Raw genomic sequence first — 13,022 nt, forward strand, 5'->3', positions numbered from 1 at the left:
ACTGATATCTCTACACCTTTAACGCAGGCAGCGGATATACTTACTATAATTTCAGTATTCGACTCAAAGGTGGTTTTCAATAACCCTTACTCAAAAAATCTCTCACCCAATGGATTTTTCTCTCTTAGAGTAGTTTGTCATTTACTCTTCCTTATCAGCGTCTTTAAATTATATACCTCATTATAGTATCTAAAATAATAACTGTCAACACCTTAAATTAAAAATTTTTAAATATTTTTATACTTTCTTTATTAATTTTATATTATTACAATTCATACTTTATTGAGACTGTGTTTAATCTTTTCACATATTTTACAGGTATCACACATCTGAACTCTATTTGTAAAAACCTTTTTTATAGTATCTATCAAATCCAAATTTCTACAATTATCCCCACAATGAATTATTATTTTTCCTGGTGAATTAGTTATCAACATACTTATGATCATATCATCCATATTTGTATTTTCTTTATATTTTAGATCTCCTAAATCAGCAAATAGTTTTTTTTCTATATCATTACCTTCCTTATCCTGTATCAAGTATTTACCATCACTTTTTATAATTATATTTATTTCTTCTATTTTACTTTCTTGAATTTCCACAAAGTACTTTAATAATTTTATAAATTCATTATATTCTTTTTCGGTCATATATCTTTCTACAACTTTATCAACTATTTCTTCTAAATCTTCTCTCAACTCTTTCATTCTAAAAGTTATAAATCCATTTATATTTATTTCTTTATTTTCAACTATGCACTCCACTATTTTGTCAATTATAGTATTCCTCTTATTCATATAATAAATTGAATTTTCATCAATTATTGACTCTTTCCCCTTTAGTACTTTTATGCTATTTTCTCTTATTTCTTTTATTTCATCATGTCTAAGAAAAAAATACGTATCACATAAAAACATTTCCATATCCTTTTTATAAAATTCATCTATAACAATTTCATATAACATATTAGCTATATTTACATTAAACATATTACTCAATCTATCATTTAACTCTTCATTACAAAATATTTTTACGAAGTGAGTATTGGATTCTATACTTTCTGAAATTCCTATTACTATATTTTTATTTTTAAAATATTCTTTTATATTGTTTATTCCATCTATTACTTTCTCTTTATCATTATCGTATACAACAGTAAGCAATAACATCATTTCCACTCCCTTCTTTGAAATAGTATATGTTTAAAACAAATGTATATTCAAAAATTTATTTTCAAATATCGACACAACATAAAAATATTGCGAAGCAATATTTTTAGAGGACAATTGACAGAGGACAGAGGACAATGAAGGTAAGTTTTCCTCCTTACGTCAGAAAACTAATTTATTTTAAAGCTTGTTTTGATAACACAAAACAGGCTTTTAATTTACATAAATCAACAATGTTTCGCTTTAGCGAAACGAGTCATCAAAAATTTAATTAAAGATTTTTCGTAACAAAGCGAAGAAAAATCATCCTTCACTGTCCTCTGTCAATTGTCCTCTGTCCTCTGAAAAAGTTCCGCCGCATTGTGCTTATTTTAAAAATTAAAGTTATAATATATAATATCTAAACCAAAAGAGGTGCACGGAATAATGAAATATGCTATTGTAGATTTTAGAATAAGTGATGAAGAAAAAGGTAATCTTAAAAAATTAGGATATGAAATATTGATATGTCCACCATCAAATTTGCTCTATGAAGCGGTATGTGGACATCCTGATATCCTTTTACATATAATTTCTGAGGATACAATAATGGTTCATAAAGATATGAATAAAGAATTTGTAGATAAGCTGATTTCTATAAATTTTAAAGTGGTTTTTTCTCAAAATAATCTTCAAGAAAAATATCCCTATGATATTTTCTTAAACAGTGTGAATATGCCAAATTTGTTTGTTCATAACATAAAGTATACAGATCCTAATCTTATGCTTTATATAAAAGATAAAAAAACAATAAATGTTAAGCAGGGTTATACTAAATGTTCCACTGCCATTGTAAATGATAAAGCTATTATAACCAGTGATAAATCTATAGCTAAAGCTTTAATTAACGAAAATATAGATGTACTTTTGCTTCCACCTGGAGACATATTACTGCCTGGATTGAACTATGGATTTATAGGTGGCTGCTGTGGTCTTTTAAACAAACATTCTATGGCTTTTTACGGAAATTTAGAAAATTACTTATATGGAGATGAAGTAATAAAGTTTCTAGAAAAATATGATATAAATCCTATTTATTTAAGCAGCGGAAAGCTAATAGATAGGGGAAGTATTTTTATAGTTAATAAGGAGGATCATCAAAATGAACTTGGAGAAAAGCAAAATGATGGACACTATATGTAAATACTGTATAAGCAGATATCAAGTTTTAAATAATGCTCCTATATTATCAAGTTTGATTTATCAACTTGGCAGAAAGCTTCAAATCGATATTCCTGCTATAAGAGGAATTCTTTATGTAGAAGTGAATGGATATAAGCGACAATATGCTCACTGCTTTAATGTTTATAATGGTCAAATAGTAGACTCTACAATATATCAGTATGCTCTAATAAATAAAGGTATAGAACATCTATTTCCACTATATGTAGTTGGTATTGCTCCTTCTCATATAGACTATTCCATAAATAGTGAAATTAAATATGAATGTCAGTTTAAATTTAAAGATGAATATCTATCAAAAATTTTAAAAGATATAAAGGATTCAAATGATATAAAACTAGAAAGGTTTTCCTTATTGGAAGATTCAAAAAAAGAAACTCTAATATTTTAGTTTTAGATATACTAAAAATACGGTCAATAAAGTTCAGCTGGGTAAAATGCCTAAATGGCATTTTACGAGCTTTACTTAGAAGAAAGTAATCCTTATTTACAATTCAAATTCAGTGTTGTTTATATCCACTAATCCTACTTTTACTTCACAATTGAAATTCTTTTTTAATAATTCTGCTAGTTCATCTCTTGCGTTAATTACATTGTCATAATTCTTCCCCTTAAATCCATCTATAGGGAAAAATATATTTTTACTTTCTCCTACAATTTTTCCTTTTTCACTTTGCCTCCATATCCATCTTCTTGTTCTTACTTCATGTCCTGCAAAGTAAATAAGTTCCCCATCTTCTAAACATTCTGCTTCAGTTTCTCCAAAAGGAATAAAAGTATCTCCTTTTTTTGAAAACCTAATAGAAATATCTCCTCCAGCAGTATCCATATCATGAGCACCTAGTGGAACAAGATATTTTAGTGAAATTGCATTTCCTATATCAACAATTGGATTTATATTAGGCAGCCCTTTTTTCTTTGCAACCCTTGCAATCATTGCTTCAATAGAACTTTTAAATTTGTTTGGATTAATACCTAATTCCATAAATGCATCTCTATAATGCATTATTTCTTCTACTTCTTTCACATTTCTACCTTCAAATTTTGTCTCATTTAATTCTATACTATTCTTTAGAAGTTTAGTTACTTCAGCATTTTCCACACTGTTATCAATACCTTTAGCTACTACAATACCAATGCACATATTACCTAACTTCTCAAAAACATCTTTTGACACACTGAATTTCATAATTAATCACCTACTCCAAAATATAATTTACTATTAGTTTATCTTTTTCACTTATCTGTTCAGAAAATTATAAACCATCCAGTAACTGGAGTGTCAATATTTATTTATCAATATTTGAATTTCAGTTACAAACTGTGATTTATCAACAGTTAATCCAAAATCAATCAGTGTTACTTCTATTGAATTCTCTATAATTGTATACCCTTTTTCTTCAATATATCTTAAAAGTTTATCATAGTACATAGGAGAATCCCTATGAGTTCCACAAAAACGAATAGTAACATAAACTCCTTGAGATAGTACTTTTACCAAATTCTTATTATATCTTTCGCCTTCTGTAAATAAAAAAATATAATCATATTCATCAAATATTCTATAATTTAATTTATCTATGCAAATTGACACTCCTACTTTTCCATTAAATATAGAAGCATCTTTGTTAGTCTTATTCTCCAACTGTCTAATTGACAATTCTAAATCATTATCAGATTTTATCCTTTGCTTTAATAAGACAATGGTCCTTTTTTTAAACTCAATTTCCTGAATTACATCTAAATTCTCTTTATAACTAGCATAATTAATTTGGTTTATCCTGTTCTCAATTTTTTGTTTTATAGATTCCAAATCCTTTATTTTTTCTTCCGTAATTTTTTTCTGTTTTTTTAATAAATCCATAATATTATCAATGCTTCGTTCTTTCAAGTGATAATCTATGCTCTTTAACGACATGCCAAGTGCTTTTAAATATTTTATTGTGTTTAATTGTTCAAATTGTTCTGTTGAATAATATCTATAACTATTAGTCTTATCTATAAATATTGGCTTAAACAGATTAATTTCATCATAATACCTTAATGTCTTTATATTAATATTAAATAACTTTGACATTTCACCAACGGTAAATAAATCTTTCATTGAATTCATCTCCAATATTAAAAGTATAGTTTTCATAGTATATAGATAACTTCATACAAAATCTAATATATAAGGTATGGTAATTGCAAAGAATTGAATATAAAAAAAAAGTAGTCTAACTACTGATTAGACTACTTTTATGGAGGCGCCACCCAGATTTGAACTGGGGGTAAAGGTTTTGCAGACCTCTGCCTTACCACTTGGCTATAGCGCCATATTGGAGCGGAAGACGAGATTCGAACTCGCGACGTTCACCTTGGCAAGGTGACGCTCTACCACTGAGCCACTCCCGCGTTTTAATTTAATAATGGTGGCTGGACCAGGAATCGAACCAGGGACACGAGGATTTTCAGTCCTCTGCTCTACCGACTGAGCTATCCAGCCACACATGGCGACCCAGAAGGGGATCGAACCCTCGACCTCTGGCGTGACAGGCCAGCACTCTAACCAGCTGAGCCACTGGGCCATACTTGGTGGGCACAACAGGGCTCGAACCTGTGACCCTCTGCTTGTAAGGCAGATGCTCTCCCAGCTGAGCTATGCGCCCAAGTATTACTAACTGCGACAATTAGTATTATATAACTTACTACAAAAGTTGTCAACTATTTTTATTAAATAAATTGGAGAATTTAAAATTCCCCATTATTTACTTGCTAATTTTATAAGTTCCCCTATTTCGTCATGCTTAAATGTATAGGATTTATTACAAAAATTACAATTAAGTTCTTCATCTTTTCCTTCATCATATATTTCTTTTAGATCTTTTAATCCTATGCTTATTAAAGCTTTTTCAACCTTTTCTTTTGAGCAATCACATTTATAATAAGGTGTAATGCTGTCTAATATCTTTAAATCCATATCTTCAAAAATATAGTTAAGAATTTCTTCTATATTCATTCCTTTAGTCATCATTTCTGTTATAGATGGTATCTCTTGCAATCTATAAGTTACTAAATCTGCAGTAAGATCATTTGCTCCTGGCATCATCTGTACTATAAATCCGCCAGCTGCTTTTATACTCAAATCGGTATCTACAAGCACACCTAATCCAACAGCCGATGGAGTTTGCTCTGAAACAGTAAAATAATAAGCTAAATCATCACCTATTTCACCTGTATAAATAGGCACCTGACCAACATAAGGCTCTCTTAGCCCCATATCCTTTATTACTACAAGACTTCCATTTTTACCTATAGCTCCACCTACATCTAGTTTTCCTTTGCTATTAGCAGGTAAATCAACTAATGGATTACCAATGTACCCCTTTACTCTAGCATCTGAATAAGCTGTAACAACTACTCCTTTTGCTTCTCCACCTCCAGAAATTTTAAGAGTTAATGCATCATTTTTAGATTTTAACGTAGAACCCATAAGACTTCCCGCTGTAAGCATTCTTCCTAATGCCGCAGCTGCTGTAGGAGCACATTTATGCTTTTGTATCCCCTCATTAACAAGTTCTGTAGTTGTAGCTGCTATTATTCTTATATCACCATTATTAGCCACAGCTCTTACTAATTTATCTTTCATATTCTAAACTTCCTCCTCATTTGCCTTTTTCACTATATAAGTTATTCTCTCTGTTTCATGGCTTATAATTTTCTCTTCATAGTTATCCATAACTTTTACAAGTTCTAAGCCGCATAACTTTAGAAGTTCACAAACTCTTTCATGTTTATAAGCTCTTTCACTGTGTTCTTCATCAAATCTTCTATAATATTCTCCTTGCTTCACAAAAAATGTAAGATACATGTCCACAATATCATCTTCTAAAAAGTTTTCCCATATATAGGTTACATTTTCATCATCATAATTGTAAATATTATTTCCAAGTATTTTTGTGAGCTTATAATAAGAATTCATATCAAATATAAATATACCATTATCTTTTAAATGATTATGTATTCCTTTAAAATATGCTATTAACTTTTCTTCTTCCAATATGTAGTTTGTAGAATCAAGACAACAGGTTATAAGATTGAATTTTTTGTTCAAATTTAATTGAGTTATATCCTGACAGACAAACTTAACCTTTATACCTTTGCTCCTCATCTTTGTTTCTGCTTCTGTAAGCATATCATAAGATAAGTCAACAGCCCAAGAAGAAACAAACTTTGCTGCTATAAGTTCAGTTATGTTTCCTGTACCACATCCAAGATCCAAATAATCTTTTCTATCCATATTTAGCTCATCATAATTTTTTAATATAGTTTGTACCCAACTTTTATAATCTATATCTTTATTTATGAGTTCATCATAAATATGTGCAAAATCCTTATAACACTTCATTTTCAATTCCTTTCAAAAGTAAAATTCAATATATCACCAATTAATATTATATACTTTTAAAGTATAAGTCAATAATATAAACTTAATAAAAATCTATATCATTGACCTCATTCTCTTTCTGAAATCATTTTGTTTGTAGGAAGATTATTCTGCTTTTTTCTTTTAGTCATTATTCCACCTATTCTTCCTGTTTCCTCAGCAGTAAGAGCTCCCCACCCATATTTACTAACTTTATCATCTAATCCTAATTCATGAGCTATTTCATATTTCATTTTTTCTCTAAGTTTTTCTTCAATACTTAATTCTCTGTGAGATTTAAGCTTAGCTTTTATAACTTTTTTCAATGGAGTCTTTCCCATAATATTTCCCCCTTTCTTTTTATTATTTTTTACACGAAAGGGATTATTTATGCATATTAAAGTAAAGTTAATCCTCCATAATTATCTTCCTTCAGTATACGCATATTTTATTTCATATGGTGCTCCAAATAATGTAAACATAATATTTTTAACATATTTACATTTATATAATTCTTTACTTCTATACACTGTAGGTGCTATTACTGCATCCTCAGCTAATAATATATTTTCAGCTTGCTTAAATGCGTTAAATCTATCTTCATTTTTATCCTGGCTTAAGTTTGCTGCATTAATAATTAGACTATCATATTTGCTATTTGACCAATTTGTACAAATAATATTTGAACCTGTAACCCATAAATAAAATTCTGACATAGGATCATTATAATCTGCAAACCAAGTCATAGAACCTAAGTCATAGTCACCACTTTCTATTTTCTTTGTAAAGTTATCTCCATCTGCATACTCTATCTTTATATTTATTCCTAAATTCTTTTCATACATTTTTCTAAAGAACTCTGCTATGTCTTTTTGTTTTGCATCAACCCCTGGTTGTATATATCTTATGGTAATTTTTGATGGATCAGTATCCATACCAAGTTCCTTTAATCCTTTCTCTAAAAGCTCTCTTGGATTATTTCCATCTTCTTTTAATTTTTTTACCGGCTCAAAGTTAGCTTTTCCCCTAAAATCTTCTTTTCCTATTTGAAGTGAAGGAGGTACAAAAGCATATGCTGGCATGTATAATCCTTTCCATAGAGTTTTAGAAACTTCCTCTCTATCTATGGATAAAGAAAATGCCTTTCTAACATTAACATTAGAAAATATCTTATTTTTTTGATTAAAAAACTCAAAATCAGTAGTTGGCTCTGACAGCTTTACTACGTCAAATTTTGATTGCTTTTTTATTTTGTCTTTGGCTTCTATATTTGTAATCTGAGCTCCATCTAAAGCTCCATTTAACAACTCATTAGCTATAGTATTACTTTGTTTAAAAATTTTAAAATTTGATTTTTCAAGTTTTACTGTTTTGGCATCCCAATACTTATCATTTTTATAAAGTTCAACTCTATCATTATGAACCCATTGTTTTATAATAAAAGGTCCACAAAATACCATCTTATCTTTTTCGCTTCCATATCTATCTTTGTATTTTTCAACTATATCCTGCCTTTGAGGCTGCATTACTATAGAACTTGTTATATTAATAAAATATGCACAAGGATATTCCAAATCTATTTCTAAAGTTTTAGCATCTAATGCCTTTACCCCTACAATATCAGATGACATATTTTTATTTGCGTTTGTTTTAACATCATTATATTTTTTGCTGCCTTTTATAGAATATAATAAAAATGCATTAGGTGATTGAATTTGAGGATCTAATGTTCTCTTTATGCCATATTCATAATCTTTTGCAGTAACACTTTTCCCATCGGACCACTGATTGTCCCTAATATGAAATGTCCATTTTAACTTATCCTCTGACACATCCCAACTTTTTGCTCCTGCTGGTTTCACTATTTCCTTTCCTGATGAATCTGTTTCTATTCTTGTAAGTGCTTCATTCACTTCTGACAGTATTTGAAGCGAGCTACGATCTTTAGCCTTAGATTGATCTAAAGTTTTTGGTTCACTATCTAAAGTAAGATTTAAATATTGACTCTTATCAATTTCTGTTTTAGTAGCAGTTTCAACTTTTTTTGGTTTACTGCATCCTGTTAGTACTGATGTTGAAGTCAAGGTTAAAATAACAATTACAGATAATAATCTTTTAATATTCAAAGAAAGGTACCTCCTTCGTACTTATCCTTTTTAATTAAACTATGTAACATACTTTCATATCTTAATTTTATACCAAATTCTCTTTAATAAAACATAAACATATGAAATTTGTATATTTTATTTTTGTACATATAAAATATTAACAATTTATTATTCTATAAAATAGTATAAGTCTAATTAATTCTATTGTTATATCACAAAGCATTTTTTGCAAATTTTAAGCACATTTAGCAATAAACATATTAAAAAATTATAATATAATAATTGTATAAGGCTTTATTACTAATAAAAAAGAGTATATTTTTATTAAGATTCATTATATAATATTAAGTAAAATAAATTTTAGGGGGCATTTAGAAATGAATTATAATGTAGCAGTAGTTGGTTGCACAGGAATGGTTGGAAGAAAATTTATAGAAGTATTAGTTGAAAGGAATTTTCCAGTAGCTGAAATTTACTTTTTCGCATCTGCAAAATCCGCTGGAAAGGTATTAAAATTTAAAGACAAAGACGTAACTGTTGAAGAATTAAAAGAAGATAACATAAAAAACAAAAAAATAGACTTTGCCTTATTTTCTGCAGGGGGCAGCGTAAGTAAGGAATTTGCACCTATTTTTGCAAAATACGGTACTACAGTTATAGATAATAGTAGTGCTTGGAGAATGGATCCTGAAGTACCTTTGGTAGTTCCTGAAGTAAATCCTGAAGATATTAAATGGAATAAAGGAATAATAGCTAATCCTAATTGTTCTACAATCCAAGCAGTTGTAGCTTTAAAACCTTTATATGATAAATATGGTATAAAGAGAATAATTTATTCTACTTATCAAGCAGTATCTGGTGCTGGTATGGGTGGCTACAATGATTTAGTAGAAGGTTATAAAGGTACTGCACCTAAAAAATTCCCTTATGCTATAGCAGGTAATGTTTTACCACATATAGATGTATTTTTAGAAAATGGATACACAAAAGAAGAAATGAAAATGATAGATGAAACACAAAAAATATTACATGATAATAATTTAAAAATAACAGCTACAACAGTAAGAGTTCCTGTTGTATATGGTCATAGTGAAAGTATAAATGTAGAATTAAATAAAGAATTTGATATAAAGGATATCTTCTCTCTTTATAAAAATGCTGAAGGCATTATATTAAAAGACGATGTAGATAACCTTGTTTATCCAATGCCTGTAGAAGCTGCTGGTCATGATGAAGTTTATGTTGGAAGATTAAGAAAAGATTTCAGTATAGATAATGGACTAAACCTATGGGTTGTAGCAGATAATATAAGAAAAGGTGCAGCTTCTAACGCAATACAAATTGCTGAGTGCATTGTAAAAGGAAATAAATAATTTAAAACAAAATTATTTATAATATATAAATAAAATGAGGTGTTTGTATGAGTTTATTCAAAGGTTCAGCTGTTGCTATCGTTACTCCTTTTAAGGATGGAGGCGTTGATTTTAAGAAGTTAGAAGAGCTTCTTGAATGGCATATTAAATCTAGTACAGATGCTATAGTAATTTGTGGAACTACTGGCGAAGCTTCTACTATGTCTGAACAAGAAAGAAAAGAGACAATTAAATTTACAGTTGATGTAGTTAAAAAAAGAATACCAGTAATAGCAGGTACAGGATCAAATAATACTGCCGCATCTATTAATATGAGTAAGTGGGCAGAAAGTATAGGAGTAGATGGACTTTTAGTAATAACGCCTTACTACAATAAGACTACACAAAAAGGTCTTGTTGAGCACTTTAAAGCTATTGCAACTAGTGTTAAAAGCCCTATTATTATTTATAATGTACCTGGAAGAACAGGATTAAATATACTTCCAAAAACATTAAAAGTATTATGCGAATTAGATAATATAGTTGCTGTTAAAGAAGCTAGTGGAAATATAAGCCAAATAGCTGAAATTAAAGCTGTTTGTGGTGATAAACTTGACATATATTCTGGAAATGATGATCAAATAATTCCTATAATGGCTTTAGGCGGAATTGGTGTTATATCTGTACTTGCAAATGTAATTCCTAAGGATGTACATGACATGTGCGAATTATTCTTAAATGGTAAAGTAAAAGAAGCATTAAAAATACAATTAGATTCTTTGGCTTTAACAAATGCATTATTCATAGAAACAAACCCAATACCTGTTAAAACAGCTATGAATATCATGGGAATGAATGTTGGAAATTTAAGACTTCCTCTTTGTGACATGGTTCCAAATAATCTAGATGTTTTAAAAAAAGAACTTAAAAATTATGGGCTTTTAAAGTAAGGAGGATTTTCCATGGTTAAAATTATATTAAGCGGATGTAATGGCAAAATGGGCAAAGTTATATCAAAACTAGCAGATAGTTCTTCTGATTTAACTATTGCAGCTGGAATAGATAAAAACACTGAAAAAACTAGTTTCCCAGTATTTGCAGACATATCTAAGTGTACTGTTGATGCTGACGTTATTCTAGACTTTTCAAGACCAGATGCCTTAGAAGGACTACTTAAATATAGCAAAGAAAAAAATATAGGAATCGTTCTTTGCACTACAGGATATACTAAGGAACAAATTGATGAAATAAATAAAGCATCAAAAGAGATACCTGTATTCCGTTCAGCTAATATGTCCATAGGAATTAATGTTATAAACAAAGTATTAAGAAATATAAGCGAATTACTCTATAAGGATTTTGATATTGAAATAATAGAAAAGCACCATAATCAAAAGGTTGATGCTCCAAGTGGCACTGCTATTCTTCTTGGTAATACTATAAAAGATTCTATACCTGAAGAAACTAAATTTGTTTATGGGAGAGAAGGCATATCAAAAAGAACTCATGACGAAATAGGAATACATGCAGTTAGAGGTGGTTCTATAGTTGGCGATCACGAGGTTATATTTGCTGGCAAGGATGAAATTATAGAATTAAAGCATACAGCTATGTCAAGAGATATATTTGCTATTGGCGCTCTCAAAGCTTGTCAATTTATGTTTGGAAAAGATAAAGGATTATATTCCATGGATGATGTAATAAAATAAATATTAGTAGCTTGTATGAAAAAGCTAATTGTGCTAGCGTTTAGCTAGCACAATTAGCTAATTTATATTCTTTACAAGCATTTACTAATGCTTTGAATATCAAAAGCTGTTCATCATTGCGTTCACCTAACATTTCAGGATGCCATTGCACACCTAATACAAATCTATCACCTTTCATTTCTATAGCTTCTACTATCCCATCTGGTGATACAGTAGCAACATTAAATGTATCAGCTACATCTTTTATAGCTTGGTGATGATAAGAATTTACTCCTAATTTTTCTTTATTAAAAATTTTATAAAATTTAGTTTTTTTATTAACATTAACCTCATGTACTGGGTTATATTTTGGTGATCCCTTAGCCGAATGATTTATAAAATTATTATTTCTTAATTCTGATTGAACTTGAGATAAATCTTGATAAAGGGTTCCTCCACAAACTACATTTAAAAGTTGATATCCTCTGCAAACACCTAAAATAGGAACTTTACTATTTTCTATAATGTTTCTTGCTAATTGTAATTCCTGTTCATCTCTTTCTGGAATTATATTTCCTATATTTTCTCCTATATTTTCCCCATAATATTTTGGTTGAATATCAGCTCCACCTGCGAAAACTACACCATCTATAATATCAATAATATTTTCAACATTATTTCTATCACTAAATACAGGTATAATTACAGGAATTCCACCTGCTTTTTCCACTGCTTTAACGTAATCATTTGCAGCAAGCTGATACTCAAATCCACATCCAAATCCTTCATAAACTCCATTTAATTCATAAGAATAATCTGCACATATGCCTATAACTGGTTTCATTTTTTATTCCTCCTATTTTTATTAATAAATTTTTTATTATTTAAAATACCACAATTGATGCTTTAAATATTATGCATTGTAAATCCTCCTTCCGAGCTTTACAATTATATACAATAGCAATAAGTATGCCAATTTCAAATTTATAGACTTTTCTAAGTGTTCACGGTTATTTTTTAATTTATATTTTCAAAACGATTTATCATTTTGAAAATATAAATTAAAAACATTT

The 13,022-nt window shown here is 29.1% G+C and carries 13 protein-coding genes, 5 tRNA genes and 1 other annotated feature (1 of these 19 running past the window's edge); of the genes, 5 read left to right on the forward strand and 13 right to left on the reverse strand.

The window, feature by feature from the left end; translation table 11 throughout:
- Positions 1-167 (reverse strand) — a binding site (T-box leader); it reaches 104 nt to the left of the window's first position.
- Between the two features lie 105 nt (positions 168-272).
- Positions 273-1,172, reverse strand: coding sequence for a putative sporulation protein YtxC (gene ytxC / locus Ccar_RS17445; protein WP_034826325.1), 900 nt, complete (start codon positions 1,170-1,172; stop codon positions 273-275).
- A 426-nt stretch (positions 1,173-1,598) separates the two neighbouring features.
- On the opposite strand from ytxC, the gene Ccar_RS17450 reads away from it, so the two are divergent.
- Both Ccar_RS17450 and Ccar_RS17455 read left to right on the forward strand, forming a co-directional pair.
- Positions 1,599-2,354, forward strand: coding sequence for a DUF6873 family GME fold protein (locus tag Ccar_RS17450; protein ID WP_007062978.1), 756 nt, complete (start codon positions 1,599-1,601; stop codon positions 2,352-2,354).
- Complete coding sequence (locus Ccar_RS17455; protein WP_007062977.1) at positions 2,314-2,784, forward strand: hypothetical protein; 471 nt, start codon at positions 2,314-2,316, stop codon at positions 2,782-2,784. The genes Ccar_RS17450 and Ccar_RS17455 overlap by 41 nt, the downstream gene beginning before the upstream one ends.
- Before the next feature lie 96 nt (positions 2,785-2,880).
- Here Ccar_RS17455 and Ccar_RS17460 read toward each other — a convergent pair whose 3' ends face one another.
- The 11 genes from Ccar_RS17460 to Ccar_RS17510 all read right to left on the reverse strand — a co-directional run bounded on the left by Ccar_RS17460 (position 2,881) and on the right by Ccar_RS17510 (position 8,927).
- A complete protein-coding gene (locus Ccar_RS17460; protein WP_007062976.1) occupies positions 2,881-3,582 on the reverse strand; it encodes a B3/B4 domain-containing protein in 702 nt (233 codons plus the stop codon).
- Positions 3,583-3,675: 93 nt separating this feature from the next.
- Positions 3,676-4,497, reverse strand: coding sequence for a MerR family transcriptional regulator (locus Ccar_RS17465; RefSeq protein WP_007064857.1), 822 nt, complete (start codon positions 4,495-4,497; stop codon positions 3,676-3,678).
- A 140-nt stretch (positions 4,498-4,637) separates the two neighbouring features.
- A tRNA-Cys gene (locus tag Ccar_RS17470) sits at positions 4,638-4,711 on the reverse strand.
- 4 nt (positions 4,712-4,715) lie between these two features.
- Positions 4,716-4,790, reverse strand: a tRNA-Gly gene (locus Ccar_RS17475).
- Positions 4,791-4,805: 15 nt separating this feature from the next.
- Positions 4,806-4,881, reverse strand: a tRNA-Phe gene (locus Ccar_RS17480).
- A 5-nt stretch (positions 4,882-4,886) separates the two neighbouring features.
- Positions 4,887-4,963 (reverse strand) — tRNA-Asp (locus Ccar_RS17485).
- Positions 4,964-4,968: 5 nt separating this feature from the next.
- A tRNA-Val gene (locus Ccar_RS17490) sits at positions 4,969-5,044 on the reverse strand.
- Positions 5,045-5,139: 95 nt separating this feature from the next.
- Positions 5,140-6,024, reverse strand: coding sequence for an Hsp33 family molecular chaperone HslO (hslO, locus tag Ccar_RS17495; protein ID WP_007062973.1), 885 nt, complete (start codon positions 6,022-6,024; stop codon positions 5,140-5,142).
- 3 nt (positions 6,025-6,027) lie between these two features.
- The gene (locus Ccar_RS17500; protein WP_007062972.1) at positions 6,028-6,783 is read right to left on the reverse strand and encodes a class I SAM-dependent DNA methyltransferase; all 756 of its coding nucleotides are present in this window, start codon (positions 6,781-6,783) and stop codon (positions 6,028-6,030) included.
- Positions 6,784-6,890: 107 nt separating this feature from the next.
- Positions 6,891-7,142 carry an alpha/beta-type small acid-soluble spore protein gene (locus Ccar_RS17505; protein WP_007062971.1) on the reverse strand — a complete coding sequence of 84 codons (252 nt, stop codon included), beginning with the start codon at positions 7,140-7,142 and terminating at the stop codon, positions 6,891-6,893.
- An 81-nt stretch (positions 7,143-7,223) separates the two neighbouring features.
- Positions 7,224-8,927, reverse strand: coding sequence for a peptide ABC transporter substrate-binding protein (locus Ccar_RS17510; protein ID WP_007062970.1), 1,704 nt, complete (start codon positions 8,925-8,927; stop codon positions 7,224-7,226).
- Positions 8,928-9,286: 359 nt separating this feature from the next.
- Between Ccar_RS17510 and Ccar_RS17515 the strand changes: the two genes are divergently transcribed.
- From Ccar_RS17515 to dapB, 3 genes are read left to right on the forward strand one after another with little or no spacing between them, the layout of a single operon-like run.
- Positions 9,287-10,282 carry an aspartate-semialdehyde dehydrogenase gene (locus Ccar_RS17515; RefSeq protein ID WP_048030317.1) on the forward strand — a complete coding sequence of 332 codons (996 nt, stop codon included), beginning with the start codon at positions 9,287-9,289 and terminating at the stop codon, positions 10,280-10,282.
- A 47-nt stretch (positions 10,283-10,329) separates the two neighbouring features.
- Positions 10,330-11,211, forward strand: a complete 882-nt coding sequence (gene dapA / locus Ccar_RS17520; RefSeq protein ID WP_007062967.1) for a 4-hydroxy-tetrahydrodipicolinate synthase — start codon at positions 10,330-10,332, stop codon at positions 11,209-11,211.
- Positions 11,212-11,223: 12 nt separating this feature from the next.
- On the forward strand, positions 11,224-11,970 hold the full coding sequence (gene dapB / locus Ccar_RS17525) for a 4-hydroxy-tetrahydrodipicolinate reductase (protein ID WP_007062966.1): 747 nt from the start codon (positions 11,224-11,226) through the stop codon (positions 11,968-11,970).
- A gap of 40 nt (positions 11,971-12,010) precedes the next feature.
- Here dapB and Ccar_RS17530 read toward each other — a convergent pair whose 3' ends face one another.
- Positions 12,011-12,793: a gamma-glutamyl-gamma-aminobutyrate hydrolase family protein gene (locus Ccar_RS17530; RefSeq protein WP_007062965.1), complete on the reverse strand. Its 783-nt coding sequence runs from the start codon at positions 12,791-12,793 to the stop codon at positions 12,011-12,013.
- Between the last annotated feature and the right edge of the window lie 229 nt (positions 12,794-13,022).

Source organism: Clostridium carboxidivorans P7, from assembly GCF_001038625.1.
In the GTDB taxonomy this organism is placed as follows: domain Bacteria; phylum Bacillota; class Clostridia; order Clostridiales; family Clostridiaceae; genus Clostridium_AM; species Clostridium_AM carboxidivorans.

Coding starts and splice junctions, on each gene's coding strand:
- ytxC (WP_034826325.1), bottom strand. CDS start 1,172: ATGTTATTGCTTACTGTTGTATACGATAATGATAAAGAGAAAGTAATA.
- Ccar_RS17450 (WP_007062978.1), top strand. CDS start 1,599: ATGAAATATGCTATTGTAGATTTTAGAATAAGTGATGAAGAAAAAGGT.
- Ccar_RS17455 (WP_007062977.1), top strand. CDS start 2,314: ATGAACTTGGAGAAAAGCAAAATGATGGACACTATATGTAAATACTGT.
- Ccar_RS17460 (WP_007062976.1), bottom strand. CDS start 3,582: ATGAAATTCAGTGTGTCAAAAGATGTTTTTGAGAAGTTAGGTAATATG.
- Ccar_RS17465 (WP_007064857.1), bottom strand. CDS start 4,497: ATGAAAGATTTATTTACCGTTGGTGAAATGTCAAAGTTATTTAATATT.
- hslO (WP_007062973.1), bottom strand. CDS start 6,024: ATGAAAGATAAATTAGTAAGAGCTGTGGCTAATAATGGTGATATAAGA.
- Ccar_RS17500 (WP_007062972.1), bottom strand. CDS start 6,783: ATGAAGTGTTATAAGGATTTTGCACATATTTATGATGAACTCATAAAT.
- Ccar_RS17505 (WP_007062971.1), bottom strand. CDS start 7,142: ATGGGAAAGACTCCATTGAAAAAAGTTATAAAAGCTAAGCTTAAATCT.
- Ccar_RS17515 (WP_048030317.1), top strand. CDS start 9,287: ATGAATTATAATGTAGCAGTAGTTGGTTGCACAGGAATGGTTGGAAGA.
- dapA (WP_007062967.1), top strand. CDS start 10,330: ATGAGTTTATTCAAAGGTTCAGCTGTTGCTATCGTTACTCCTTTTAAG.
- dapB (WP_007062966.1), top strand. CDS start 11,224: ATGGTTAAAATTATATTAAGCGGATGTAATGGCAAAATGGGCAAAGTT.
- Ccar_RS17530 (WP_007062965.1), bottom strand. CDS start 12,793: ATGAAACCAGTTATAGGCATATGTGCAGATTATTCTTATGAATTAAAT.